Annotated in this window: 25 protein-coding genes and 2 tRNA genes; 18 read left to right on the top strand and 9 right to left on the bottom strand. The window is 70.6% G+C overall.

Features of this window, described 5'->3' with window-relative positions:
- Positions 1-62: 62 nt before the first annotated feature.
- On the top strand, positions 63-1,205 hold the full coding sequence (locus ITJ60_RS07920) for a glycerol dehydrogenase (RefSeq protein ID WP_131921918.1): 1,143 nt from the start codon (positions 63-65) through the stop codon (positions 1,203-1,205).
- A gap of 26 nt (positions 1,206-1,231) precedes the next feature.
- Here the strand turns inward: ITJ60_RS07920 and ITJ60_RS07925 are convergent, their stop codons facing one another.
- Positions 1,232-1,930: an NAD(P)H-hydrate epimerase gene (locus tag ITJ60_RS07925; RefSeq protein ID WP_194647529.1), complete on the bottom strand. Its 699-nt coding sequence runs from the start codon at positions 1,928-1,930 to the stop codon at positions 1,232-1,234.
- A gap of 34 nt (positions 1,931-1,964) precedes the next feature.
- Between ITJ60_RS07925 and ITJ60_RS07930 the strand changes: the two genes are divergently transcribed.
- Both ITJ60_RS07930 and ITJ60_RS07935 read left to right on the top strand, forming a co-directional pair.
- Complete coding sequence (locus ITJ60_RS07930) at positions 1,965-2,744, top strand: alpha/beta fold hydrolase (protein ID WP_111085229.1); 780 nt, start codon at positions 1,965-1,967, stop codon at positions 2,742-2,744.
- Positions 2,745-2,825: 81 nt separating this feature from the next.
- Positions 2,826-3,857, top strand: coding sequence for an aldo/keto reductase (locus ITJ60_RS07935; protein WP_194647530.1), 1,032 nt, complete (start codon positions 2,826-2,828; stop codon positions 3,855-3,857).
- A gap of 199 nt (positions 3,858-4,056) precedes the next feature.
- On the opposite strand, the gene ITJ60_RS07940 is transcribed toward ITJ60_RS07935, so the two are convergent.
- Both ITJ60_RS07940 and msrB read right to left on the bottom strand, forming a co-directional pair.
- Positions 4,057-4,132 (bottom strand) — tRNA-Thr (locus ITJ60_RS07940).
- A gap of 37 nt (positions 4,133-4,169) precedes the next feature.
- The gene (msrB, locus tag ITJ60_RS07945) at positions 4,170-4,577 is read right to left on the bottom strand and encodes a peptide-methionine (R)-S-oxide reductase MsrB (protein ID WP_194647531.1); all 408 of its coding nucleotides are present in this window, start codon (positions 4,575-4,577) and stop codon (positions 4,170-4,172) included.
- Between the two features lie 65 nt (positions 4,578-4,642).
- Between msrB and ITJ60_RS07950 the strand changes: the two genes are divergently transcribed.
- The 6 genes from ITJ60_RS07950 to groL all read left to right on the top strand — a co-directional run bounded on the left by ITJ60_RS07950 (position 4,643) and on the right by groL (position 9,502).
- Positions 4,643-5,116: a GNAT family N-acetyltransferase gene (locus ITJ60_RS07950; RefSeq protein ID WP_194647532.1), complete on the top strand. Its 474-nt coding sequence runs from the start codon at positions 4,643-4,645 to the stop codon at positions 5,114-5,116.
- Positions 5,116-6,195: a DUF2332 family protein gene (locus tag ITJ60_RS18825; RefSeq protein ID WP_228509888.1), complete on the top strand. Its 1,080-nt coding sequence runs from the start codon at positions 5,116-5,118 to the stop codon at positions 6,193-6,195. Before ITJ60_RS07950 ends, ITJ60_RS18825 begins: the two co-directional genes overlap by 1 nt.
- A gap of 97 nt (positions 6,196-6,292) precedes the next feature.
- Positions 6,293-6,634, top strand: a complete 342-nt coding sequence (locus tag ITJ60_RS18830) for a DUF3263 domain-containing protein (protein ID WP_123341001.1) — start codon at positions 6,293-6,295, stop codon at positions 6,632-6,634.
- Positions 6,631-7,233: a LytR C-terminal domain-containing protein gene (locus tag ITJ60_RS07960; RefSeq protein ID WP_194647534.1), complete on the top strand. Its 603-nt coding sequence runs from the start codon at positions 6,631-6,633 to the stop codon at positions 7,231-7,233. The genes ITJ60_RS18830 and ITJ60_RS07960 overlap by 4 nt, the downstream gene beginning before the upstream one ends.
- A 181-nt stretch (positions 7,234-7,414) precedes the next feature.
- Positions 7,415-7,618, top strand: coding sequence for a cold-shock protein (locus ITJ60_RS07965; RefSeq protein WP_111085222.1), 204 nt, complete (start codon positions 7,415-7,417; stop codon positions 7,616-7,618).
- A 261-nt stretch (positions 7,619-7,879) separates the two neighbouring features.
- Positions 7,880-9,502 (top strand): chaperonin GroEL, encoded by a 1,623-nt coding sequence (gene groL / locus ITJ60_RS07970; RefSeq protein WP_111085221.1) that lies wholly within the window; start codon positions 7,880-7,882, stop codon positions 9,500-9,502.
- A gap of 547 nt (positions 9,503-10,049) precedes the next feature.
- Here groL and ITJ60_RS07975 read toward each other — a convergent pair.
- The 5 genes from ITJ60_RS07975 to ITJ60_RS07995 form a co-directional block, all read right to left on the bottom strand.
- Positions 10,050-11,774, bottom strand: a complete 1,725-nt coding sequence (locus tag ITJ60_RS07975; RefSeq protein WP_194647535.1) for a sensor histidine kinase — start codon at positions 11,772-11,774, stop codon at positions 10,050-10,052.
- 65 nt (positions 11,775-11,839) lie between these two features.
- Complete coding sequence (locus ITJ60_RS07980) at positions 11,840-12,535, bottom strand: response regulator transcription factor (RefSeq protein WP_017888045.1); 696 nt, start codon at positions 12,533-12,535, stop codon at positions 11,840-11,842.
- Positions 12,536-12,586: 51 nt separating this feature from the next.
- On the bottom strand, positions 12,587-14,284 hold the full coding sequence (locus tag ITJ60_RS07985; protein ID WP_123293312.1) for a DNA repair helicase XPB: 1,698 nt from the start codon (positions 14,282-14,284) through the stop codon (positions 12,587-12,589).
- Between the two features lie 48 nt (positions 14,285-14,332).
- Positions 14,333-16,096 carry a helicase-associated domain-containing protein gene (locus ITJ60_RS07990; RefSeq protein ID WP_194647536.1) on the bottom strand — a complete coding sequence of 588 codons (1,764 nt, stop codon included), beginning with the start codon at positions 16,094-16,096 and terminating at the stop codon, positions 14,333-14,335.
- Between the two features lie 28 nt (positions 16,097-16,124).
- Positions 16,125-16,370, bottom strand: a complete 246-nt coding sequence (locus ITJ60_RS07995; RefSeq protein ID WP_123340886.1) for a hypothetical protein — start codon at positions 16,368-16,370, stop codon at positions 16,125-16,127.
- A gap of 109 nt (positions 16,371-16,479) precedes the next feature.
- On the opposite strand from ITJ60_RS07995, the gene ITJ60_RS08000 reads away from it, so the two are divergent.
- Together ITJ60_RS08000 and ITJ60_RS08005 are read left to right on the top strand one after the other, a co-directional pair.
- Positions 16,480-16,857, top strand: coding sequence for a cold-shock protein (locus tag ITJ60_RS08000; RefSeq protein ID WP_111085215.1), 378 nt, complete (start codon positions 16,480-16,482; stop codon positions 16,855-16,857).
- Positions 16,858-16,861: 4 nt separating this feature from the next.
- The gene (locus tag ITJ60_RS08005; RefSeq protein WP_194647537.1) at positions 16,862-17,605 is read left to right on the top strand and encodes a DUF3027 domain-containing protein; all 744 of its coding nucleotides are present in this window, start codon (positions 16,862-16,864) and stop codon (positions 17,603-17,605) included.
- 96 nt (positions 17,606-17,701) lie between these two features.
- Here the strand turns inward: ITJ60_RS08005 and serC are convergent, their stop codons facing one another.
- On the bottom strand, positions 17,702-18,817 hold the full coding sequence (gene serC / locus ITJ60_RS08010) for a phosphoserine transaminase (RefSeq protein ID WP_123340884.1): 1,116 nt from the start codon (positions 18,815-18,817) through the stop codon (positions 17,702-17,704).
- Positions 18,818-18,991: 174 nt separating this feature from the next.
- Between serC and ITJ60_RS08015 the strand changes: the two genes are divergently transcribed.
- From ITJ60_RS08015 to ITJ60_RS08045, 7 genes are all read left to right on the top strand, one after another.
- Positions 18,992-19,687: a metal-dependent transcriptional regulator gene (locus ITJ60_RS08015; RefSeq protein WP_111085212.1), complete on the top strand. Its 696-nt coding sequence runs from the start codon at positions 18,992-18,994 to the stop codon at positions 19,685-19,687.
- Between the two features lie 177 nt (positions 19,688-19,864).
- On the top strand, positions 19,865-20,899 hold the full coding sequence (locus tag ITJ60_RS19295) for a C40 family peptidase (protein WP_194647538.1): 1,035 nt from the start codon (positions 19,865-19,867) through the stop codon (positions 20,897-20,899).
- Positions 20,900-21,264: 365 nt separating this feature from the next.
- Positions 21,265-21,759, top strand: coding sequence for an HNH endonuclease (locus tag ITJ60_RS08025; RefSeq protein WP_111085210.1), 495 nt, complete (start codon positions 21,265-21,267; stop codon positions 21,757-21,759).
- Between the two features lie 147 nt (positions 21,760-21,906).
- Positions 21,907-22,260: a Cd(II)/Pb(II)-sensing metalloregulatory transcriptional regulator CmtR gene (gene cmtR, locus ITJ60_RS08030; RefSeq protein WP_194647539.1), complete on the top strand. Its 354-nt coding sequence runs from the start codon at positions 21,907-21,909 to the stop codon at positions 22,258-22,260.
- Positions 22,257-22,931, top strand: a complete 675-nt coding sequence (locus ITJ60_RS08035) for a cation transporter (protein ID WP_194647540.1) — start codon at positions 22,257-22,259, stop codon at positions 22,929-22,931. The genes cmtR and ITJ60_RS08035 overlap by 4 nt, the downstream gene beginning before the upstream one ends.
- Before the next feature lie 61 nt (positions 22,932-22,992).
- The gene (locus ITJ60_RS08040) at positions 22,993-24,096 is read left to right on the top strand and encodes an epoxide hydrolase family protein (protein WP_194647541.1); all 1,104 of its coding nucleotides are present in this window, start codon (positions 22,993-22,995) and stop codon (positions 24,094-24,096) included.
- Positions 24,097-24,109: 13 nt separating this feature from the next.
- Positions 24,110-24,184 (top strand) — tRNA-Arg (locus ITJ60_RS08045).
- Positions 24,185-24,277: the final 93 nt, after the last annotated feature.

Here is a 24,277-nt window from a genome sequence, read left to right on the forward strand (position 1 = left end):
CGCGTACCGTCTGGGACGTCGGCGACCCCGACACGTGTCGTACAACCGGAAGGAACCACACCATGGCCACTCCCATCAGCACCGTGATGAGCCCCGCCCGCTACGTGCAGGGCAAGGACGCGATCACCCGCGTCGGCGAGTTCGTCGCCCCCATCGGCAAGCGCCCCCTGATCGTCGCCGACGACGTCGTGTGGGGCATCGTCGAGGCCGCGGTGACGACGAGCTTCCAGGCGGCCGACCTGCGGGTCGAGCGCGTCGGCTTCGGTCGCTTCGCCACTCCGAAGGCGGTCGACGACCTCGTCGAGCAGATCCGGTCGACCGACGCGGACGTCATCGTCGGGCTCGGCGGCGGTTCAGCGATCGACGCGGCCAAGGCCTCCGGACACCTGGCCGGCATCCGCTGGGCGAGCGTCCCGACAGCGGCGAGCACCGACGCCCCGACCTCGGCACTCGCGGTGATCTACTCCGAGGAAGGCGAGTTCATCGAGTACCGGTTCTTCCCGCACAACCCCGACCTCGTCCTCATCGACACGAAGCTCGTCGCGAACGCTCCCGTCCAGTTCCTGGTCGCGGGCATCGGCGACGCCCTGGCCACCTGGGTCGAGGCCCGTGCCGCCAAGCGTGCGAACGCCGACACCATGGCCGGCGGTTTGCAGACCGAGACCGGTGTCGCGCTCGCCGAGCTGTCCTGGAAGCTGCTGCACGAGAACGCCCTGCAGGCCATCGAGGCCGTGAAGGCCAAGGTCGTGACGCCCGCCCTCGAGAAGGTCGTCGAGGCGAACACCCTGCTGTCGGGCCTCGGGTTCGAGTCCGGCGGACTGGCGGCAGCGCACGCGATCCACAACGGACTGACCGCCGCTCCGCAGGCGCACGGTCTGGCGCACGGGCAGAAGGTCAACATCGGCACGATCGCGCAGCTCGTGCTCGAGGGCGCACCGGCCGAGGAGATCGAGGACTTCGTCGTCTTCACCACGAAGGTCGGCCTGCCGAACACCCTGACCGAGATCGGCCTGACCGTCGACGACACGACGGAGCTCCGCGCCGTGGCCGAGGCCGCGACCGTCGAGGGCGAGACCATCCACAACATGCCGTTCCCGGTCACGCCGGAGCTCGTGGTGGACGCACTCATCGCCGTCGAGGGCATCGCGCGCAGCATCCGCGCCGAGCACGGCCTGCCGGAGCCGGTCCTGTACCAGCACCACTGAGGGACGGCTGCGCTGACGGAGCGGGGTCAGGTGCGGACCAGCGGCTCCATCGTCGCCAGGTCCGTACCGATCCCGACGTCCACCAGCTCGATCCGTCCCGCGAGGGTGGCGGCCGGCCCCGTCAGCAACCCGGCCTTCACCCCGCCGAACGTGACCGTGACATCGGCGTGCAGGACGTGGTCGTCCGCGATCCCGCCGGTGTCGACGTCGATGCCGCTCGGCACGTCGACGGCGACGACGAACGGTGCGCGCTGGTCGCGGGCGAGTTCACGGATGGCGTCGACGACCTCGCGGGCGGGGGAGCGGAGGGCCGCAGGCCCGCGCACCCCGATCCCGAGGATCGCGTCGAGCACCAGGTCGGCGTCGAGCGCGGCGTCCGTCACCACCGCCTCCGGTCCGGCAGGATCATCAAGGAGGCGCGCCCCGGCGTCCAGCGCCGCTGCCAGGCCCGCCTCGTGCACGCGTGAGCCGACGCGCAGGACCGCCACGTGCCTCCCGGCCGCCGCCAGCCGCGCACCCGCGAACAGGGCGTCGCCACCGTTGTCGCCGCTGCCCACCAGCAGCAGGACGGACCCTGGTCCGTCGCCCGGCCGGACGGCCGGATCGTCGAGCAGGTCGCCGACGATGCGGGCCAGCCCGTCGGCCGCTCGTTGCATGAGGGGCTCACCCGCGTCGAGGTGCGGCCGCTCTGCCGCCCGGATCTGGTCACCGCCGTAGCCGTCCATGGCGACCACAGTGCCCCGCTACCCTGGAGGGGACATGTCACTCGTCCCCGAAGCGCCCCGTCCCCGCATCGTGATGTCGCCCGACGGCCTCCGGATCGCGACCTACGACTTCGGCGATCCCGACGCCCCTGCGGTCGTCGCGGTGCACGGGTTCGCCTCAGGTGCGGTGCTGAACTGGCACGCCTCCGGCTGGACGCGTGACCTCGTCCGCGCCGGGTACCGCGTGCTGGCGTTCGACCAGCGCGGGCACGGCGCGAGCGCGAAGCCGCGCGACCCCGGTGCGTACTCGATGGACCTGCTCGTCGCGGACGTCACGACCGTCATCGACACGTACCTGCTCGACGAGGTGGCGTTCCTCGGGTACTCGCTCGGCGCCCGCGTCGGCTGGCACACCGCCGAGCGGCTGCCGGACCGCATCACCCGCGCGGTGTTCGGCGGGATCCCCGACGCCGACCCGATGCGCCGCGTGCGGGTCGACCAGGCGAAGGCATACCTGGCGGACGGCACACCGATCGAGGACCGCGTGACCAACGGCTACCTGACCATGGCGGGGAACGTCGAGGGGAACGACCTCGCGGCGCTCGTGGCGATGGTCGAGGGGATGCGGAACAGCATCGAGCCGACGCCCGACAACGCCCCCGCGCAGCCGATCCTGATGGCGGCCGGCAGCGAGGACGGCATCCGCGACAGTGCCGTGCGGTTGGCGCAGGCGGCCCCGGACGCGTCGTTCTTCGAGATCCCGGGGCGCAACCACTTCAACGCGCCGACGTCGCGGGCGTTCCGCGAAGCCGCGCTGGCGTTCCTGCGTTCCTGACCGCGGCGCGTTGTCCGCCCCGCGCTGAGGGGTACTCGTGGGTCCTCGCTGTCGCCGGAGACCGCGCGTACCGTCCCCGCCATGGACTACAGACTCCTCGGCAACAGCGGGACATCGGTGTCGACGCTGACCCTCGGCACCATGACGTTCGGCAGCGAAGCCGACGAACCCACCTCCCACACCATCATCGACACGTTCGTCGCGGCCGGCGGCACCCTGATCGACACGGCCGACGTCTACTCGGGCAACGAGTCCGAGCGGATCATCGGCCGCTGGCTCGCGGCACACCCCACCGAGGCGCAGCAGGTCGTGCTCGCCACCAAGGGCCGCTTCCCGCAGGGCGACGGCCCGAACGACGTCGGCCTGTCGCGCCGGCACCTCCGGGTCGCCCTCGACGCCTCGCTCGAGCGCCTCGGCGTGGACCACATCGACCTGTACCAGATGCACGCCTGGGACGCCCTGACGCCGATCGAGGAGACGCTCCGGTTCCTCGACGACGCGGTCTCCGCCGGCAAGATCGGCTCGTACGGGTTCTCCAACTACCTCGGCTACCAGATCACGAAGGCCGTGTACGAGGCCAAGGCGCACGGGTGGGCGCCGCCGGTCACCCTGCAGCCGCAGTACAACCTGCTCGTCCGCGACATCGAGCACGAGATCGTGCCCGCCAGCCTCGACGCCGGGATCGGCCTGCTGCCCTGGTCGCCCCTGGCCGGCGGCTGGCTGTCCGGCAAGTACCAGCGCGACGAAGCCCCCACCGGCTCCACCCGCCTCGGCGAGAACCCGTCGCGCGGCATGGAGGCCTGGGAGGCGCGGAACGGTGACGAGCGCACCTGGGCCGTCCTCGACGCGGTGTCCGCGGTCGCCGACGCGCACGGCGCCTCGCGGTCGCAGGTCGCCCTCGCCTGGCTGCTCGCCCGGCCGGCGGTGACGAGCGTGATCCTCGGCGCCCGGACCGTGTCCCAGCTCGAGGACAACCTCGGTGCGGCTGACCTCGTGCTGACCGACGCGGAGCTCACGCAGCTCACCGACGCCAGCGCGCCGCGCATCGACGACTACCCGTACGGCACCGCGGGTGTCGCCCAGCGAGAGCGCAAGATCACCGGCGGACGCTGAAGATCCGTGCACGTTCGTGCGGATTCGCGCTGATGTGGGGTCCGGGTGTGGACGCACGGTTCGGTGAGGTGTCATCCTCGTCGCACGACCGGCTGGTTACCGCGTCCAGCGCCCGGAACACTCCCTGATCCGTGTTCCACACGCGCCGATGCCCCGGGTGAGTGATCACCCGGGGCATCGTTCCGCCTGACGGCGGCTGTGGGGCCGGCAGCGGGACTTGAACCCGCAACCCCCGTATTACAAGTACGGTGCGCTACCAATTGCGCCATGCCGGCTGACGCCGCTCATCTTACCGGTGAGGGCGTCGGGGTCTCACTCGGCCGGCTTCTCCGCGAAGTTCAGCGAGATCGAGTTCATGCAGTACCGGTCGCCGGTGGGGGTGCCGAAGCCGTCGGGGAACACGTGGCCCAGGTGCGAACCGCAGTTCGCGCAACGGACCTCGGTGCGCATCATGCCGAGCGACTTGTCGTCGATCAGCTGCACGGCGTCGGGGTTCACCGACTCGTAGAACGACGGCCAGCCGCAGCCGGAGTCGAACTTCGTGCCGCTCTTGAACAGCTCCGCGCCGCAGGCCGCACAGGTGTAGACGCCAGCACGCTCCTCGTCGAGGAGTTCACCGGTCCACGGCCGTTCGGTCCCCGCCTGACGCAGGACGGCGTACTGGTCCGGGGAGAGGTCCTCGCGCCACTGGGCGTCGGACTTGTCGACGTTGTATGCCATTGTTTCCTCCTGCTTCCGGTCGGGTTCTTCCGGGCACTCCCGACCACTTCAGTAAACTCGCGACGATGTCCGAGCATTCCGTGCACCACGCCCGCTGGACCCGTCTGACGACGGACGAACTGTACGGCATCGTGGTGCTCCGGAACCGCGTCTTCGCACTCGAACAACGGGTGACGGCCGAGGACTTCGACGGCCGTGACCGCGAGCCCGAGACCGAGCACTGGTGGTTCGGTACGGACACCGGAGCGGTTGGGTACCTGCGCCTGATCCGACCGGCTGCCGACGAGGAGCACCCGGCCGACGCACCGCCGCCGTCCTGGGTGATCGGCCGGGTCGCGACGCACCCCGACCATCGTGGGCAGGGCATCGCCGGTCGGCTCGTCGCCGCCGTGCTCGCGGCCCACGGGCACGAACCCGTCGTCCTGCACGCCCAGGAGTACGTCGCCGCGCTCTACGAACGCCACGGCTTCGTCCGGTTCGGGGCGCCCTACGACGAAGCCGGCATCCGGCACGTCGGCATGCACCGCCCGGGGCGCTGATGGACACCCTCGGTCGCTACGCCGCCTACGCCGACCGCATCGAGACCGTGTCCCCGTCCTACGCCGCCTGGGCGCGGTCGCTCGACCCTGCGTTGGTCGCGCTCCTCGACGAGGTCGCCGAGCAGCAGCGGCAGCCGGAACTCTTCTTCGCGGTCGCGCGGCGGCTGGGTGCGGACCCGTCGGACCCCGGTGCGCTGCGTGCGATCGGTCGGGAGGCCCGCCCCGCCCTGGTCGCAGCGCTCGCCTCCGCCACGGTGCAGGCCAACGACCCGCGGCGGCTCGGTCCCGTCGTCCCGCTGTTCGCGGCGCTCGCCGGGCGGGCCTCGCGGCCGCTCGGCCTCGTCGACGCCGGCGCGGCGGCGTCGCTGTGCTCGATCCCGGACCGGGTGACGCTCGACCACCGGACGTCGGAGTCCCGGGTGCCGGCGGAACGCGCCCCCGTGCTGTCGTCGCGCCCCGACTCCTCGGGGCGCGACGACCACGGCGGGGTGCGCACCGAGCTCGTCCGGATGCACACGGCGGTCGGCGAACCCGCGGTCCATCTCGTCGCGGACGTCTCCGGGGTCCTTCCGGCTCCGGCGAGCAAACCGATCCGGATCGGCGCGCGGATCGCCCTCGACCCGAACCCGATCGACCTCGCCGCACCCGGCGCGTTCGACCGGTTGGTGGAGGCCGTCCCGCCCGAGGCGACGGACCGGATCACCCTGATGCGCGAGGCGGCGCGCGCGACGCTCGCCGTGCCTCCCGTGCGGATCCGGGGCACGCTGCCGGGTGACCTCGACCGTGCACTGGACGCCCTGCCGGACGACGTGGAGCCGGTCGTACTGACCACCGGCACCCTGGTCTACGTGCCGGGTGCCGAGCGCCAGCGGTTCGTGGACCGCGTCCGCGAACGCGGCGTGCACTGGATCGCGCTCGAACGCACCGGGATCCTGCGCGATGTGGCGGCGACGCTGCCCGACGACGTCGACCCGGCGGATCCGGACGCCTTCGCCACGGTCTCGATGGACGGCACCGCGGTCGCCGTCTCGGACCCGTTCGGCACCCGCGTGCGCTGGTTCCGCGACCCGAACCTGTGACCGGTCTTCGCGACAGTCCAGCGCCGTGCCAGGGTCCGGATGCGCTCCGCCCCTACGATGTGCGAGACCCGTTCCCCGATACGTGATCGGAACCGCCGTGACCAGCCCCACCGACGAGCACCGCGCTGACGAGCACCGCGCTGACCAGCACCGCGCTGACCAGCTCAGCGAGCTCGCGCAGCGTGTGCTGTCGTTCGAGCACGACCGGGCACGGCACGATCGCACGAAGGAAGCGGAGATCCGGGTCGAGTTCGAGATGTCGGCGGCGCGCTACTACCAGGTGCTGAACCGCGTCATCGACTCGCCCGCGGCACTCGCGTACGACCCGCAGCTCGTCACCAGGCTGCAGCGGCTCCGGCACGCGCGCACCAGCGCCCGGGCGACGCGCAGCTTCGTCGCGCCCGGTGCTGCTCCCGAAGGACGTGAAGAGGAACGATGAGCACCAGATTCCCCCGTGACCGGTTCGACGACGTCGCCGACGGCCCCCGGGTCGGCGCACACCGCGGTGCCCAGCGCCGCGGCCGTGGCTGGATCGCGTTCGCCTGGGCGGCACTCGCCACCGGTGTGCTCGTCGGCATCGGCGTGCTCGTCCTCGCGCTCCTGAACGGCAGCTACTCGTTCAGCGGGTCGGACTCGCCCTCGGGATCGGCGTCGGCGACGTCGTCGGCGACCGCGAAGCCGTCCGCGTCGGCCTCGCCGTCCTCGTCGGCAGGAACCGGTGCCGGCGACGCCGGCGCTGCTGCAGCGACACCGGCCGAGCAGGGTACGACCACCGTCGTCGTCCTGAACGGCACGACCACCTCCGGCCTCGCTGCCCGGGCCAGTGCGGCGCTGACCGGTGCCGGTTGGGGAGTCGCCTCGACCGGGGACGCGGGCACGACCGGGTCGACCTCGACGATCGTGTACTACCAGCAGGCCGCACAGGCAGCGGTCGCGCAGGGCATCGCGAAGCAGCTCGGGGTCACCGCCGTGCAGCAGTCGACGGCGTTCCCGAACGCCGACGTGAGCGTCGTGCTCGGAGCCGACTACACCGGCTGATCCGCATTCCGCGGGCGCTCTCCGCCCGCATTTGTGACGGTCGTGTTTCGGGCACGTTGATTTCTGACGGAATCGACGTGAAACAACGTCACACCTCTTGCCTGATCGGCGCGCTTCGAGCAGAGTCCCTTGCAGACGGCGAACACGTCGTTCGCACAGCAGTACCAGGGAGCAAGAGATCATGGCCAACGGAACCGTGAAGTGGTTCAACGCTGAAAAGGGCTTCGGCTTCATCACCGTCGATGGAGGAGGCCAGGACGTGTTCGTGCACTACTCGGCCATCGACATGTCGGGTTACAAGGTCCTCGAGGAGGGCCAGGCAGTGGTGTTCGACGTCGGCACCGGGTCGAAGGGCCCGCAGGCGGAGGCAGTCCGACCGGCCTGAACGCACGACACTCATCGCGAACGCGCCGTCCCGTCAGGGGCGGCGCGTTCGTCGTGCGCGGCCCGCGCTGCATGACGTGCGTCGTGGGCGGTCCGCGGCGGTGGTCGGGGTGCGCTGTTGGCGGAGCGTGTCCTGGGAAGACGTGACGAGCCTCCCGATCGTGTTGCACTCGCACCGGGCGAGTGCCAGAATCGGCGTTGGCACTCGCTCACGTTGAGTGCCAGCACGACCCCACGACGTCCGGGAGGGACGAGAACTCACATGGCTAAGATCATTGCTTTCGACGAGGAGGCCCGCCGTGGCCTCGAGCGCGGCCTGAACCAGCTGGCCGACGCCGTGAAGGTGACGCTCGGCCCGCGCGGCCGCAACGTCGTCCTCGAGAAGAAGTGGGGCGCCCCCACGATCACGAACGACGGTGTCTCCATCGCCAAGGAGATCGAGCTCGACGACCCGTACGAGAAGATCGGTGCGGAGCTCGTCAAGGAGGTCGCCAAGAAGACCGACGACGTCGCCGGTGACGGCACGACCACCGCGACCGTCCTCGCCCAGGCACTCGTCCGCGAGGGCCTCCGCAACGTCGCCGCAGGCGCCGACCCCGTGTCGCTCAAGCGCGGCATCGAGAAGGCCGTCTCCGCCGTCTCCGACCAGCTCCTCGCCAACGCGAAGGACATCGAGACCAAGGACCAGATCGCCGCGACCGCGTCGATCTCGGCTGCAGACCCGACCATCGGCGCGCTCATCGCCGAGGCCATCGACAAGGTCGGCAAGGAAGGTGTCGTCACCGTCGAGGAGTCGAACACCTTCGGCACCGAGCTCGAGCTGACCGAGGGCATGCGCTTCGACAAGGGCTACCTGTCGCAGTACTTCGTCACCGACCCCGAGCGTCAGGAAGCCGTCTTCGAGGACGCCTACATCCTGATCGTCAACTCGAAGATCTCGAACATCAAGGACCTCCTGCCGGTCGTCGACAAGGTGATCCAGGCGGGCAAGCAGCTCCTGATCATCGCCGAGGACGTCGACGGCGAGGCCCTGGCCACGCTCGTCGTGAACAAGATCCGCGGCATCTTCAAGTCCGTCGCCGTCAAGGCCCCGGGCTTCGGAGACCGCCGCAAGGCCATGCTGCAGGACATCGCGATCCTGACCGGTGGCCAGGTCATCTCCGAAGAGGTCGGCCTCAAGCTCGAGAACGCGACGCTCGACCTGCTCGGTCGTGCCCGCAAGGTCGTCATCACCAAGGACGAGACCACGATCGTCGAGGGTGCTGGCGACGCCGAGCAGATCGCCGGCCGTGTCCGTCAGATCCGCGCCGAGATCGACGCGACCGACTCCGACTACGACCGCGAGAAGCTCCAGGAGCGCCTCGCGAAGCTCGCCGGTGGCGTCGCCGTCATCAAGGCGGGTGCCGCGACCGAGGTCGAGCTCAAGGAGCGCAAGCACCGCATCGAGGACGCCGTCCGCAACGCGAAGGCTGCCGTCGAAGAGGGCATCGTCGCCGGTGGTGGCGTCGCCCTCATCCAGGCCGGCAAGGTCGCGCTCGACGCACTCACCCTCGAGGGTGACGAGGCGACCGGTGCGAACATCGTCCGCGTCGCGATCGACGCACCGCTCAAGCAGATCGCGCTGAACGCCGGTCTCGAGCCGGGTGTCGTGGCCGCCAAGGTCCGCGAGCTCGAAGCAGGTTGGGGCCTCAACGCCGCGACCGGCGAGTACGTCGACCTCATCGCCGCGGGCATCATCGACCCGGCCAAGGTCACGCGCTCGGCGCTGCAGAATGCTGCGTCGATCGCTGGTCTGTTCCTGACGACCGAGGTCGTCGTCGCCGACAAGCCCGAGCGCGCCGCGGCCGCTCCGGCCGGCGACCCGACGGGTGGCATGGACTTCTGAGCAGTCCTGTTCGAAGGGCCCCGCACGCTGCGCGTGCGGGGCCCTTCCGCGTGCGGGGGGCGGGCGTCCTCCGAGGTTCCGAAATCTCGGCATCTCGGCGCCCCGTTCGTCGAGGTCTGGAACCTCGGCGGTCAACGTGCGGCATGTTGTGGAACCTCACCGATCCAGTCGGGTCGGACTGGAGGCCCGTCCAGCGTCGTTCTCCGCAGTGATGTCCGAGCGTGGCCGGGCTCGGCGTCTCGTGCGCGATGCTCCGGTCGGGGCGAGGGTATCGCGCGGCTCTGGTCGAGGAACGCCCTCGCGGATCGTTGGGACGCGGCTCCGTACGGGGTGGCTACCCGGTCGACCTGCCCCGTCGAGGTTCCACGACTCGCCGTGTGCGGGACGCCGAGGTTCCGAACCCGGGCGCGATGTGGCGCGAGATGCCAAGATTTTGGAACCTCGGGCGAGACGAACGGGCGCGCGAGACGAACGGACGGGCGCGCGAGAAGAGCGCGCGAGCGGGCGCGCGGACGGACGCGCCCGGGCGCACCCGCGCGCGCCCGCGTCAGGCGGCGTAGTCGCGCGGCAGCAGCGGCAGCCAGACGCGGAAGGTCGCGCCGCCGCCCTCGGTGTCGAAGACCTCGACCGAGCCGTGGTGTGCCGCGACGATGCCCGACACGATGGCGAGCCCGAGGCCCGAGCCGCCGGTGTCCCGCGCGCGCGAGGTGTCGGCACGCCAGAACCGCTGGAAGATCTTGTCGCGCAGCTGCGCCGGGATCCCCTCACCGTGGTCGATGACGTCGATGTGGGCCATGCCGCGGTCGTCGTCCACCCCGACGCCGATCTCGATCGGGTCGTCGTGCTCGGTGAACCGCATGGCGTTGCCCATCAGGTTCGTGACGATCTGGCGGATCTTGTTCTCCTCCGCCAGGACGATCGGGGGACGCTTGGGCATGACGACCGTCGGCAGTGGCGTCGTCTCGTCAGTGGGGGCGGCACCGGCCTCGATGTCCATCGCCCGGGTCCGCCGAGCACGCAGCCGCGCGATCGTCTGCCGCGAGAACGCGATGGGACCCGTGGTGTTCGCCGACGTGGGCCATGCCGGGGGGACCTCGCCCGTGTCGGACAAGGAGCCCGACGAGTCCGACGACCCCGACGAGAGCGAGGACGACGATGCGGGCGGGCGTACGGCCTGGGGCACGCTCTCGCCCGTCATGGCGTCCTCGACCAGGACCTGGATCTCGCGGTCCGGGTTGGAGGCCATGGTGTCGAGCGCCGAGTCGCGGGCGATCGCGACGAGGTCGACCGGGCCGAGCTCGAGCGGCTTGGACTCGTCGATGCGGGCGAGCTGGAGCAGGTCCTGCACGAGCAGGCCCATCCGCTTCGCCTCTTTCTCGATGCGTTCCATCGCCTGGGCGACGTCTTCTTCCTTGCGCAGGGCGCCCATCCGGTACAGCTCGGCGTACCCGCGCAGGGACACCAGCGGGGTGCGGAGTTCGTGCGAGGCGTCGCCGACGAACCGCCGCATCTGGTCGATGGTGCGCTGGCGGTCCTCGAACGCGGTGTCGATGCGCTCGAGCATGACGTTCAGGGAGCGGTTCAGGCGCCCGACCTCGGTGTTCGGGGTGTCGGCCTCGAGGCGCTGGTTGAAGTCCCCGGCGGCGAAGCGTGCAGCGGTGTCCTCGACGTCGCGCAACGGGTCGAACGTGGCGGTGACGAGCAGCCGCGTGAGCATGGCGCCGAGCAGGATCACCGAGATGCCGAAGCCCAGGAAGATGACGGTGAACCGGGCGATGGTCTGGTCGGTGTCGGCGCTCGACACCGCGACGAGCACGAAGCCGGTCTCGGTGGAACCGCTCGTCTGGTTCTGCAGTGACGCCGGGATGACCTGAGCGCGCCACTCGTGGTTGTGCTGGCTGTCGTAGAGCGAGAAGCGCGCGCCGTTCTGCGCCGCTGCGGAGAAGTCCAGTTCGCGGATGTCCGGACGGCTCGATGCCTTCGTCTGGCAGATCTGGTCGCCGTCGGCGTCGTACGCGGCCACGTAGGCGCTCTGCGACAGCACGACCGACAGCTTGCAGTACTGCTCGCCGTCGCTGATGTTCTGACCCTCGAGCTGCTCCGTGGTGCCCTTGACGTTGTTGTCGAGCTGCGCCATCAGGTACGTCGACAGGACGGTCATCGTGCCGAGCCCGGCGACGAGCAGGCCGAGCGCGACCAGGAGCACCGTGATCCCGGTGATCTTGGTGCGCAGGGAGATCCCGTCCCACCAGCGGCTCATTCGCGTGTGCATGCTGCCCCAACGATAGACAGCGGCCGCCCGGTGAAACCGGACGACCGCCGTGAAGAACGGAGGTGCTACGAGGCCTTGGACGCCTTGAGCATGTACCCGAACCCGCGCTTGGTCTGGATGATCGGCTCGGCCGAGTACTGGTCGAGCTTGCGACGCAGGTACGAGATGTAGCTCTCGACGATGCCGGCGTCGCCGTTGAAGTCGTACTCCCAGACGTGGTCGAGGATCTGCGCCTTCGACAGCACGCGGTTCGGGTTGAGCATCAGGTAGCGGAGCAGCTTGAACTCGGTGGGGGAGAGCTCGATCTGCGCGTCGCCGATCGTGACCTCGTGCGTGTCCTGGTCCATGGTGAGCTCGCCGGCGCGGATGATCGCGTCTTCCTCGTCGTTCATGGTGCGACGCAGGATGGCCTTGATGCGGGCGACGATCTCGTCGAGCGAGAACGGCTTGGTGACGTAGTCGTCGCCGCCGACGGTGAGGCCGGTGATCTTGTCCTCGGTGTCGTCCTTCGCGGTGAGGAACAGGATCGGCGAGGTGTAGCCCGACGACCGCAGGCGCTTGGTGACGCCGAAGCCGTTCATGTCGGGGAGCATCACGTCGAGGATGATCAGGTCGGGTTCTTCCTCGAGCACGGCCGAGATCGCCTGTGCGCCGTTGCCGACGGCACGGACGGCGAACCCGGCGAAGCGCAACGAGGTCGTCAGGAGGTCGCGGATGTTCGGCTCGTCGTCGACGATCAGGATCTTGGGGCCATCGCTCATGGTCCTATCTTCTGACCGTTCCCTAATGGTTTCCTGAGAGCGGTGCGTACGTCAGCCCACGGGCGCCTGGACCTGGTCGGCATCCAGGATCGTGTAGGAGTACCCCTGCTCCGCGAGGAAGCGCTGCCGGTTCTGCGCGAAGTCCTGGTCGACGGTGTCCCGCGCGACGAGCGTGTAGAACGACGCCGGCAGGCCGTCCTTGTTCGGACGGAGCAGCCGACCGAGGCGCTGCGCCTCTTCTTGCCGTGACCCGAACGACCCGGAGACCTGGATCGCGACGGTGGCGTCGGGCAGGTCGATCGAGAAGTTCGCGACCTTCGACACCACGAGCACGTCCACCTCGCCGGCACGGAACGCGTCGTACAGCCGTTCGCGTTCGTCGACGGGTGTCGCACCCGTGATCTCGGCGGCGTCGAGGGACGAGGCCAGTGCGTCGAGCTGGTCGATGTACTGCCCGATCACCAGGATCTGCTCGCCGCGGTGCTTCTCGATGAGCTCGCGGACGACCGGGGTCTTCGCGGGCGAGGTGGCGGCGAGCCGGTACCGCTCGTCGTCGCTCGAGGCCGCGTACTCCAGGCGCTCCTGGTGCGGCAGGTCGATGCGCACCTCGTAGCACTCGGCCGGGGAGATGTAGCCCTGCGCCTCGATCTCCTTCCACGGAGCGTCGTAGCGCTTCGGGCCGATGAGCGAGAACACGTCCCCCTCGCGGCCGTCCTCGCGCACGAGCGTCGCGGTCAGGCCCAGGCGTCGGCGAGCCTGCAGGTCGGCGGTCAGCTTGAAGACCGGGGCCGGCAGCAGGTGGACCTCGTCGTAGACGATGAGGCCCCAGTCGAGGGCGTCGAGCAACGACAGGTGCGTGTACTCGCCCTTCCGACGGGCGGTCAGGATCTGGTAGGTCGCGATCGTGACCGGGCGGATCTCCTTGACGCTGCCCGAGTACTCGCCGATGTCCTCGGCCTTCAGGGTCGTGCGCTTCAGGAGTTCGCTGCGCCACTGCCGTGCGGACACGGTGTTCGTCACGAGGATGAGCGTGGTCGCCTTGACGGTCGCCATCGCGCCGGCACCGACCAGGGTCTTGCCGGCGCCGCAGGGCAGCACGACGACACCGGACCCCTGCGCGAAGAACGTGTCGACGGCCTGCTCCTGGTACGGGCGCATGTGCCACTCGGCCGTGTCGAGGTCGATCGGGTGCGGCTGCCCGGGGGTGTAGCCCGCCAGGTCCTCGGCCGGCCAGCCGAGCTTCACGAGTTCCTGCTTGATCTGCCCGCGTGCCCACGGCTGCAGCTCGACCTCGGAGGGCGTCCGCATGTCGCCGAGCAGTGGCTTGATCCGCTTCGACCGGATGACCTCGGCCAGCACGGACGGGTCCTCAGCGGTCAGGAGCAGGACGGGCAGGCGCTCGAGTTCCTCGGCGGGGGAGTTCGCGATGACCGGGGCGTCCTCGCGTTCCTCACGCCGGATGACGAGTCGGCCGTAGCGGGACACCGTGTCGCGGATGTCCACGGTGACGCTCTGCGGGACCGGGAACTTGGCGAAGCGCTCAAGGGTGGCGATCATCGCCTCGGCGTCGTGTCCGGCGGCCCGTGCGTTCCACAGGCCGAGGCGGGTGATGCGGTAGGTGTGCACGTGCTCGGGGGCGCGTTCGAGTTCGGCGAAGGCCGCGAGCTCGTGGCGTGCGTCCTCGGCGTCGGGGTGTGCGACCTCGAGGAGCACGGTGCGGTCGCTCTGCACGATCAGCGGTCCGTTCATGACCTGCCAGCCTAGCCGTCGTCACCTGCGTTCGGGTGACCGTGGCCGTCAGGCGTCGCTCTCGACCGCCACGACGAGCGACAGCGGCAGCGTGCGCTCGACGTCGACGCTGGTGTCGCGCCCTCGGACGCGTCCGGCGGCGACGGAGGTCGGGATGATCGAGAACGGCCGTTCGGAGCCGTCCGGCATCCGCACCGTCAGCCGGATCGGCGTGCGACCGCGCACGGCCAGGTCGATCTGCCGCCCGAGCCACTCCTGCTCGGGTTCCGCATCGCCGCGCTGGGTGGTCAGGCGGAGCCGTTCCACGAGTGCGTGCGCCGCCTGCTCCGGCGAGCGTCCGGTGGGGCTGCGCCGACCGGGAGGCCCGTGGTGCGTCTCGGGGCGGGCGCCGGTCGCGAGCACGGCCGGGTAGCGCTGGTCCTCGAGCGCGGTGTGCACGACGTGCGCCGGGTAGCGGGTGGTGAGCGTCGTCAGGTCGCTGCGCTCCCACGCCATCTGCCGGAGTTCGGCGTCCACACCGATCAGGTCGAGCTGGTCCGCGGTGCCGCGCACCACGGTGCCGACCCCGCCCTCGCCGCGGTCGACGACGATGCTGCCGTCGCGTCCGGCGACCTGGTCGACCAGGTAGGCGAGGGGCTGCGGGACGCCGGTCGACGACAGCCGGGTGAGCAGCGCCAGGACGTCGTCACGGGAGTGCCCGGCACGGAACGCCGTGCGCAGGGTGTCCTCGGAGATGCGGTAACGGGCGGCCAGACCGGGTGCCTCGAGCACGGCGACCGTGCGCAGGGCGGCGTCGTCGACCGGCGCGAGGGGGCCGGGGGCGATCACCGTCAGGTCGTGCTGCAGGTACACCTGGCCGACGGTGCCGGGCAGGTCGTCCACCGCGGGCCTGGCGTCGCCGTCCAGCAGTGCTCGGCCGGTGCTCGTGACGATGCCGTCGACCGCGAGTCCGAGCGACGCGGCGGTGCCGGCGGCGTCGAGCAGCACGGCGTCGAGCCAGCGGGAGCCCGCCGGGTACGCCCAACGGCCGAGGGCCACGAGGTCGCGTAGGTCGTCGTCGGCGAGTGCGAGGACCTCGTGCACCGCGGGGCCGAGCGTGTCCGCCCAGGCCGACACGAGCGTCGCCCAGCGGTCCGGCCAGTCGGCGACGAGCCAGTCCTGTCCGGCGTCGGTGACCGTCCACCGGCCGGAGCCCGGGTCGGCGAACCCGACCCGGTCGAGCAGTGCGAGGCGGCCGGGCACGACGTCGGCGTCGGTGCCGATGCGCTCGGCCAGGGTCTTGGCGAGCGGCGTGCCGATGCCGCCCTTGACGAGTTCGCGGACGGTGCCGGCGTCCACCGCACGCAGCAGCTCGGCGAGCACGGTCATGCTCGAGAACGCCTGCTCCGCGCCCGTGGTGCGCGCGCGGTCCTGGCCGGCCACGTCGTCGGCGTGGGCGGCGCGGTCGGGGCGATCCGGGCCTCCCGTCGATCGCAGTGCCACGAGGTCGGGGTGGGCGGCCACGCGTGCGGCGACCGCGTCGTCGACGGCGCCGTCCTCGTCGGCCAGGCCGAGCGTGATCGCCGGACCGAGGCGGTCGGCGTCACCGCCGTCGCGGAGCGCCAGGATCGTGGCGCGGGGCAGGTGCTCGACGGCGGCGTCGACGGCGTCGTCGGTGCGGAGCGCCTCGGCCAGGTCGAAGAAGTCGGTGATCCGTTGCGGACCGGTCTCGCCGAGGGCGGCCGGGGGCAGGCTCCGCGCAGCGACGAGTCGTTCGAGGGAGTCGTCCGGCAACGCCCGGAGTCGGGCGGCCAGGTCGGCGGTGGTCGTCATCGTCCGGTGCCAGCGTCCGGGGCGGACGTCAGCGAGCCGTCCGGTTGGCTCGTGCGCGGCGCGTCCAGGTGATGGCGAGGAGCGTGAAGACCAGGACCATGCCGATCGGGAAGCCGACGAGCGGGATCGCCATGATCACCGGCCACGGCATGGAGCCCTGCGCGCTCGGGACCGTCAACCACATGACGATCATCGCCGCCATGCAGAGGAACGCAGCGATGAAGATGCCACCGACCATGAACGCCAGAGCGCGTTCGGTACGATTGAACGTCACCGGGGGTTCTGCGGAATCCTGCGGGTTCCCGGTTGATCGGGTCGGATTGGCCATCGACCCAGGATATCCGACGCACCACGGCCGTACCACGACCTCGAGGAGTCCACCCATGCCGACCGGCAAGGTCAAGTTCTACGACGACGACAAGGGCTTCGGCTTCATCACCGGAGACGACGGCGACCAGGTGTTCCTGCACGCGTCCTCGCTGCCCGACGGCGTCGTGACCGTGAAGGCGGGATCCCGGCTCGAGTACGGCGTCGTGCAGGGGAAGAAGGGGTCGCAGGCACTGTCCGTGCGGCTCCTCGACCCGCAGCCGTCGTTGTCCCGGATGACCCGTCGCTCCGCAGACGACATGGCCGTGATCGTCGAGGACCTGGTGAAGGAACTCGACCGGATCAGCGGAGACCTCCGCCACGGCCGCTACCCGAAGAACGGCGATCGACTCGCCGCCATCCTGCGGCACGTCGCAGACCAGTTGGAGGCGTGACGCCATGACAGACAGCGACGCAGTACCCGTTGATGCAGTACCCGTTGACGCAGTACCCGTTGACTACACCGACCTGGCGCGGACCGCGCTGCTCGAGGTGACCCCCGAGTCGAGCATCGGCGCGCCCGTCGGCACCGTGGACGAGGGCGACGGCGTCGTCTCCGTCCTGTTCGCGAACCGCATGCCGGGCTACCCCGGCTGGCGCTGGACCGTCAGCGTCGCGAAGGTCGGCGACGAGGACCCCACCGTGCTCGAGGTCGAGCTGATGCCCGGCGACGGCTCGCTCGTCGCGCCGGAGTGGGTGCCGTGGTCCGAGCGACTGGCCGAGTACCGGGCGGCGCAGGACCACGAGTCGGACGAGGAGTCCGACGACGACGAGCACGACGACGACTTCGATGACGACTCGGATGACGACTCGGACGAGGACGACGACGAGGACGCCGACTACGACGACTCGGACGACGACGAAGCCGACGACGAGTCGGATGACGACGAGGACGACGACGCCGAGTTCGAAGCGGACGAGGACGACCTCGACGAACCGGACGACGACGACATCGATGGTGTGGACGTCGACGCGCTCGCCGACACCGCCGATGCGGACGACGAGGACGAGGACGTCGACGACGCCCCGCAGCCCCCTCGCCGTCGTCGCGCGCAGCGCGTGCAGCCCGTCGACCCGGACGCCGACCTCGACGGTGCCCAGCTCGATGCCGGTGAGGTCGACCCGGACTTCCACCGCTCCTGACACGCACCCGAAGAACGACGAAGCACCACGGGATCCCGTGGTGCTTCGTCGTTTCCGTGGTGTTCGTCGCCGGCGCTGGCCCGCGCGACGGACGGGTCAGCGCAGGGCGTCGACCGTGAAGTCGATCGCCTGCACGAGCTTCGCGACGTCGTCCGGGTCGATCGCGGTGAACGTCGCGACGCGCAGCTGGTTGCGCCCGAGCTTCCGGTACGGCTCGGTGTCGACGATGCCGTTCGCGCGCAGGGTCGCAGCGACGGCCTTGGCGTCGATCGAGTCGTCGAGGTCGATCGTGGCGACGACCTGCGAGCGGGCTGCGGGGTCGGTCACGAACGGCGTCGCGTAGTCGACCGACTCGGCCCAGTCGTACAGCGTCGACGACGAGGTCTTCGTGCGGGTGTCCGCCCAGGCCAGGCCGCCGGACTCGTTGATCCAGCGGACCTGGTCGTCGAGCAGCAGCAGCGTCGAGATCGCCGGGGTGTTCAGCGTCTGGTTCAGGCGCGAGTTGTCGACGGCGTTCTTGAGCGACAGGAATTCGGGGATGTACCGACCGCTCGCCGCGATGCGCTCGACACGCTCGATCGCGGCGGGGGAGAACAGCGCGAGCCACAGGCCGCCGTCGGAGGCGAAGTTCTTCTGCGGGGCGAAGTAGTAGACGTCGGTGGCGTCCACGTCGAACGCGGCACCACCGGCGGCGCTCGTGGCGTCGACGACCGTCAGCGCTCCGGCGTCACCGGCGGCGCGGACGACCGGGGCCATGACTCCGGTCGAGGTCTCGTTGTGCGGGTAGGCGTAGACGTCGACGCCGTCGACGGGCTCGAGCGCGGCGAGCGATCCGCCGGGGGCCTCGACGACGTGCGGTGCCTCGAGCCAGGGGGCGCCGGCGGCCTTGGCGAACTTCGACCCGAACTCGCCGAAGGACAGGTTCTCGGCACGACGCTCGATGAGGCCGAACGCGGCGGCGTCCCAGAACGCGGTCGAGCCGCCGTTGCCGAGGACGACCTCGTAGCCCTCGGGGACCTGGAACAGGTCGGCGAGCCCGGAGCGGACGCTACCGACCAGGTCCTTCACGGGCTTCTGGCGGTGGGACGTGCCGAGGATCGTGGCCCCGCGCGTCACGAGGGACTCGAGCTGCGCGCCGCGGATCTTGGACGGTCCGCAGCCGAAGCGGCCGTCGGTGGGGAGGAGTTCGGCGGGGATGACGATGTCTGCCATGCGCCGATCCTACCGAGCGCGATCCCAGTGCTGGTGCGCCTGTACCGGCCGGACGGGGAGGCCTGGACCGCTGCGGCCACGGCCCTGTTCTTGCCCCGTGCAAGTGTCGGTCGGAGTTCGTCGGTCCGAACAAGTAGGGTGGTGGCCGCTGGGCCCAGACATGAGAGGCGGACCGTGACCGATCTCGTCGACACCACGGAGATGTACCTTCGCACCATCCTCGACTTGGAGGAGGAGGCGATCGTTCCGCTGCGCGCTCGCATCTCGGAGCGCCTCGGCCACTCGGGTCCGACGGTCTCGCAGACCATCGCCCGCATGGAGCGCGACGGCCTGGTCGTCGTCTCCGGTGACCGCCACCTCGAGCTCACCGACGAAGGGCGCTCCCGAGCCACCCACGTCATGCGGAAGCACCGTCTGGCGGAGCGCCTGCTGGCCGACGTCATCGGACTCGACTGGGCGTTCGTCCACGACGAGGCCTGTCGGTGGGAGCACGTCATGAGCGAGCAGGTCGAGGTCCGCCTGCTCGAGATGCTCGGCAACCCGACCGAGTCGCCCTACGGCAACCCGATCCCCGGCCTGGCCGAGATCGGTGGCCCCGCAGCCGCCGGGTTCCTCGACGGCGTGCAGAACATCGTCGCCGCGACCGAGGGCACCGACGCCGTCGCGACCGGTGTGATCCGTCGTCTGGGCGAGCCCGTGCAGTTCGAGCCCGAGCTCCTGCACCAGCTCCGCACGGCCGGCGTCATGCCCGGTCGTCTGGCGAGCGTGCAGCGCGCCGGGGCCTACGTCGCGGTCCGCGTCGAGGGCGAGGACTCGGGCATCGAGCTCCCCGTCGAGGTCGCGCAGCACGTCTACATCGAGCGGGACTGATCCTGCGGCCCTGACCAGGGCTTCTTTACCGTTTCGTTACAAACGGCGCGTTTCATCTCGACAAGGTAACGACGGCCCCGTACACTCGTCGAGTCCCCGCGCTGCGCCTGAGCCGGAGACCCGTGGCAGGACGTCTCGAACCCGTCTCCTGCCTCGATCGGAAACGATGACGAACGGATGGGGTTGCACGTCGCCGGACACCCACGGCAGCGTGATGACGAGACGCCGGAGACCACACCCTTGACGCAGACCGGTTCCGCCGCGGACGACCAGACGCCCGCCAACCCGACGAACACCGAGAACGCCACCGACGCACCGCTCACCCGGCGGTCCGTCCGCCAGGCGGACACGCGCCCGACCCGCAAGGTCGTCCCGGTCCGCTCCGCCCCGCTCCCCGGTGGTCGTCGTGCCGCACAGGCCGCAGCCACCGCGACCGCTGCCAAGGCGAGTTCGTCGTCGCGCAAGCGCAAGTTCCTCGCGCCCATCGTCCTGACCGTCGCGGCCGGCATGTTCGGCACCGTGGCCGTCGCCCCGGCCTTCGCCGCGCAGCCCTCCACCAGCACCGACGCCGCGAACGCGCAGCGTCAGGTCCGCGCGACCGAGAGCCAGGAGTTCTCGGTGTCCGACGCCGTCGCCCTGGCCGGCACGAGCCGCGACGGCTACGGCGCCACCTCGACCGCGACGCTCGACGCACGCGCAGCGGCCAAGCAGGCTGCAGCCGACCAGGCCGAAGCGTCCGCGGAACAGGCCGAGCAGGCAGCATCGGCCACGCAGGCGGCGCGCGCCCAGACCGCCGAGCAGTACGCCTCGTACACCGGCCCGTCCGCCGCCGACTACGTGGCCAGCTCCAGCGCCGCGGACACCCCGTTCTCGCTGCCGGCCGTGGTCGCCACCGCCAAGCAGTACATCGGCACCCCGTACGTCTTCGGTGGCGCCGACCCGTCCGGCTTCGACTGCTCGGGCTACGTCATGTTCGTGTACGCCCAGTACGGCATCAACCTGGCGCACTCGGTGCCACTGCAGGACCAGGCCGGCACCACGATCCCCGAGTCCGAGGCGCAGCCCGGCGACGTCGTCATCTTCAACAACGAGGCGCACGACGGCTTCTACATGGGCAACGGCATGATCATGGACGCCCCGAAGCCCGGTGGCTCCGTGTCGATCCGTCCGATCTGGACCAGCGACTACCACATCGTCCGCTTCGGGATCTGAGGCATCCGACCCGACCGCGGGGCATCGAACCCGTGAACATCGCCGAAACCGGCCCGTGCACCCTCGTGCCGGGCCGGTTTCTGACGTAGCCTGGCGCTGCACCGGTCCGCAAGGCCCCGAGCAGGGAGACCCCATGTCGTTGTTCCGCACGACCCGCACCATGGGTCGGCGCGCGCGCATCGACATACGGTCGACCACCGCCTGCGTGCACGAGCACGCCCCTGCATGACCAGAGCACTGCCCATCCGGGTGGTGCTCTTCGTGGTTCAGGGGACGTGTGCGCGAGCGACGGTCACCTGCGAAGGACCCCGGTCCGACGCACCCGCAGCGCCTGGAAGCCGTCCAGGCACGTCGGAAGGGAACCAATGCGCACTCTCGTCCTCAACGCCGGTTACGAGCCCCTCGCGGTGATCTCGTTCCGACGAGCCCTCGTGCTGGTCATGAACCAGAAGGCCTCCGTCGTCGCAGCCGACCTCGAACACCCGGTCACCGGGTCGACCTCGAGCTTCGATCGGCCGTCCGTCATCATCCTCACCCGGTACGTGCGCATCCCGCACTCGAGACTCGTGCCGGTGTCGCGCCGCGGAGTCCTGCGCCGTGACGCCAACCGGTGCGCGTACTGCGACCGGCACGCGACGACGATCGACCACGTGCAGCCGAAGTCGCGCGGTGGGCAGGACTCGTGGGAGAACCTCGTGGCCTGCTGCCTGGCGTGCAACAACGAGAAGGGTGACCGCACCCCGCAGGAGATGGGGTGGCGGCTGCGTTTCCGTCCGAAGATCCCGCACGGCTCGTCGTGGGTCGTGCGCGGTATCGAGCGTCCGCAGGCGGAGTGGGACGAGTACCTCGTGGCCGCGTAGCGAACGGGCGCGGCACGCTCAGCGGTGGCGCGAAGCGTCACGCGGGCCGCGCCGACCGAGCTTGCGAGGGAGGGATGGCAGCGCCGCCACGGGCCTCCCGTCCGCCGTTTGCTCACGACACGTCAGCGAACACTGTATGGTCAGCGCATGCTGACCACTGCTCCTCGGCTCGACGTCATGCACCGGCTCGGCCGGGCGATGGCGGACCGGACGCGCTCCCGGATCCTGCTCGAGATGCTCGAAGCGCCGGTCCACCCGGGCCGGCTCGCGGCCGAACTCGGGCTGACCCGCTCGAACGTGTCGAACCACCTCGCCTGCCTGCGCGGATGCGGCATCGTCGTCGCGGTGCCCGAGGGACGCTCCACCCGCTACGAGATCGCCGAGCCGCACCTCGGGGCCGCGATCCGCTCGCTCCTCGAGGTCGTGCTCGCCGTCGACGACGGCGAAGCGTGCACCGACGAGGACTGCGATGTCCCGCTCTGCTGCGGACCTGGCGCATGACCGACGCGACCGTCCGGGCGGTTCCTGATCGCCGACGGGTGCTGCAGCGGCGGATCCGGTGGATCGTCGCCGCGACGATCACGTACAACGTCATCGAGGCGGCCATCGCGATCGCCGCCGGGTCGGTGGCATCGTCGACCGCCCTGATCGGCTTCGGACTCGACTCCGTCGTCGAGGTCCTGTCCGCCGCGGCGGTCGCGTGGCAGTTCGCCGGGCCGGACCCCGAAGCCCGGGAGCGCGTCGCGCTCAAGGTCATCGCGGTGTCGTTCTTCGCACTGGCGCTGTACGTCAGCGTCGACGCGGTGCTGACCCTGACCGGGCTGCGTGAGCCGGAGCACAGCACCGTCGGGATCGTGTTGGCGGCGGTCAGCCTGGCCGTGATGCCGTTCCTCAGCCTGCTCGAACGGCGCACCGGCACGGAACTCGGTTCGGCGTCGGCGATCGCGGACTCCAAGCAGACCCTGGTGTGCAGCTACCTGTCCGCCGCGGTGCTGGTCGGGCTGCTCCTGAACTCGCTGTTCGGGTGGTCGTGGGCTGATCCGGTGGCCGGCCTGGTGGTCGTCGTGTTCGCGGTGCGCGAGGGGCTCGAGGCCTGGCGGGGCGATGCCTGCAAGCAGCCGGTCGCCGCCCTGACCGGCGAGCGCGCGGCCGACGCCTGCGACTGCTGCTGACGCGGGCTCGGGTGCGGCGACCGCCGTCCACGTGTCGGTCCCGCTGAGTAGCGTCGCCACCATGGGCGAGACACCTCAGATCGACGACGCGACCATCGAGGACCTCCGCGCGCGACTGCGTGCCACGCGGTGGCCGGATGCACCCGCCGGCACCGGATGGTCGCTCGGGGCGGACGTCGACGAGCTCCGGTCGCTCATCGCGTACTGGGCCGACGGCTTCGACTTCGACGCGCACCGGGCGGCGCTCGCCGCACTGCCCAGCCGACGGCTGACGATCGACGGCACCGGGATCCACGTGCTGCACGCCCGGGCGGGCACGCCCGACGCACTGCCGCTCCTGCTCGCCCACGGCTGGCCGGACTCCGGATGGCGGTACCGCAAGGTCCTGCCGATGCTCGTCGAGGCCGGCTTCGACGTGATCGTGCCGGACATGCCCGGGTACGGGTTCTCCGACGCCCCGCCGCAGCCGATCGACGCCCGAGCGGTCGCCGGCATGTGGGCCGAGCTGATGACCGAGCTCGGCTACGAACGCTTCGCCCTCGCCGGCGGGGACATCGGCACCCACGTCGCCCGCTACCTCGCGCTCGACCACGCCGACCGGGTCGTCGCCGTGCACCGCATCGACGGCGGGCTCGCCTGGCCCGGCATCGACCTCGACGCGTTGTCGCCGGAGGAACGCGGGTTCGTCGCGGCGACCGCCCGGTGGCGCGACGCCGAGGGTGCCTACGCGATGATGCACCGCACAAAGCCGCAGACCGCCGCGGTCGGCCTGAACGACTCACCCGCCGGGCTCGCCGCGTGGATCGTCGAGAAACTGCGGTCGTGGAGCGACTGCGACGGTGACCTGTGGTCCGTCTACACGCGGGACGAGGTGCTCGCGCTCCTGACCGAGTACTGGGCCACCGGCACGATCGGCTCGGCGATGCGGATGTACCACGCGAACGCCGCCATCCCGCCGGACCAGCTCGCCCGACGGGTCGAGGTGCCCTCCGGTTTCTCGCTGTTCCCCGGCGACCTGGTGGAGCCGCCGCGGGCGTGGCTCGAGCGGACGACGAACCTGGTGTCGTACCGGATGATGCCGCGCGGCGGGCACTTCGCGCCGTTCGAGCAACCGGCGCTGTACGTCGACGAGCTCACGACCTTCCTGGAGCCGTTCCGCCGCTAGAGTGGACGGGCCAGCCTCTGTAGCTCAATGGAAGAGCAGTTCCGTCCTAAGGAAACGGTTGGGGGTTCGAGTCCCTCCAGGGGCACCAGCAGGTCGAAGGGGTTCGAGTCCCTGCAGCGCCTGCCAGGGGCACCAGCAGGTCGAAGGGGTTCGAGTCCCTGCAGCGCCTGCCAGGGGCACC

Source organism: Curtobacterium sp. VKM Ac-2884 (assembly GCF_015350945.1).
In the GTDB taxonomy this organism is placed as follows: domain Bacteria; phylum Actinomycetota; class Actinomycetes; order Actinomycetales; family Microbacteriaceae; genus Curtobacterium.

Coding starts and splice junctions, on each gene's coding strand:
- ITJ60_RS07920 (WP_131921918.1), top strand. CDS start 63: ATGGCCACTCCCATCAGCACCGTGATGAGCCCCGCCCGCTACGTGCAG.
- ITJ60_RS07925 (WP_194647529.1), bottom strand. CDS start 1,930: ATGGACGGCTACGGCGGTGACCAGATCCGGGCGGCAGAGCGGCCGCAC.
- ITJ60_RS07930 (WP_111085229.1), top strand. CDS start 1,965: ATGTCACTCGTCCCCGAAGCGCCCCGTCCCCGCATCGTGATGTCGCCC.
- ITJ60_RS07935 (WP_194647530.1), top strand. CDS start 2,826: ATGGACTACAGACTCCTCGGCAACAGCGGGACATCGGTGTCGACGCTG.
- msrB (WP_194647531.1), bottom strand. CDS start 4,577: ATGGCATACAACGTCGACAAGTCCGACGCCCAGTGGCGCGAGGACCTC.
- ITJ60_RS07950 (WP_194647532.1), top strand. CDS start 4,643: ATGTCCGAGCATTCCGTGCACCACGCCCGCTGGACCCGTCTGACGACG.
- ITJ60_RS18825 (WP_228509888.1), top strand. CDS start 5,116: ATGGACACCCTCGGTCGCTACGCCGCCTACGCCGACCGCATCGAGACC.
- ITJ60_RS07960 (WP_194647534.1), top strand. CDS start 6,631: ATGAGCACCAGATTCCCCCGTGACCGGTTCGACGACGTCGCCGACGGC.
- ITJ60_RS07965 (WP_111085222.1), top strand. CDS start 7,415: ATGGCCAACGGAACCGTGAAGTGGTTCAACGCTGAAAAGGGCTTCGGC.
- groL (WP_111085221.1), top strand. CDS start 7,880: ATGGCTAAGATCATTGCTTTCGACGAGGAGGCCCGCCGTGGCCTCGAG.
- ITJ60_RS07975 (WP_194647535.1), bottom strand. CDS start 11,774: ATGCACACGCGAATGAGCCGCTGGTGGGACGGGATCTCCCTGCGCACC.
- ITJ60_RS07980 (WP_017888045.1), bottom strand. CDS start 12,535: ATGAGCGATGGCCCCAAGATCCTGATCGTCGACGACGAGCCGAACATC.
- ITJ60_RS07985 (WP_123293312.1), bottom strand. CDS start 14,284: ATGAACGGACCGCTGATCGTGCAGAGCGACCGCACCGTGCTCCTCGAG.
- ITJ60_RS07990 (WP_194647536.1), bottom strand. CDS start 16,096: ATGACGACCACCGCCGACCTGGCCGCCCGACTCCGGGCGTTGCCGGAC.
- ITJ60_RS08000 (WP_111085215.1), top strand. CDS start 16,480: ATGCCGACCGGCAAGGTCAAGTTCTACGACGACGACAAGGGCTTCGGC.
- ITJ60_RS08005 (WP_194647537.1), top strand. CDS start 16,862: ATGACAGACAGCGACGCAGTACCCGTTGATGCAGTACCCGTTGACGCA.
- serC (WP_123340884.1), bottom strand. CDS start 18,817: ATGGCAGACATCGTCATCCCCGCCGAACTCCTCCCCACCGACGGCCGC.
- ITJ60_RS19295 (WP_194647538.1), top strand. CDS start 19,865: ATGGGGTTGCACGTCGCCGGACACCCACGGCAGCGTGATGACGAGACG.
- ITJ60_RS08025 (WP_111085210.1), top strand. CDS start 21,265: ATGCGCACTCTCGTCCTCAACGCCGGTTACGAGCCCCTCGCGGTGATC.
- cmtR (WP_194647539.1), top strand. CDS start 21,907: ATGCTGACCACTGCTCCTCGGCTCGACGTCATGCACCGGCTCGGCCGG.
- ITJ60_RS08035 (WP_194647540.1), top strand. CDS start 22,257: ATGACCGACGCGACCGTCCGGGCGGTTCCTGATCGCCGACGGGTGCTG.
- ITJ60_RS08040 (WP_194647541.1), top strand. CDS start 22,993: ATGGGCGAGACACCTCAGATCGACGACGCGACCATCGAGGACCTCCGC.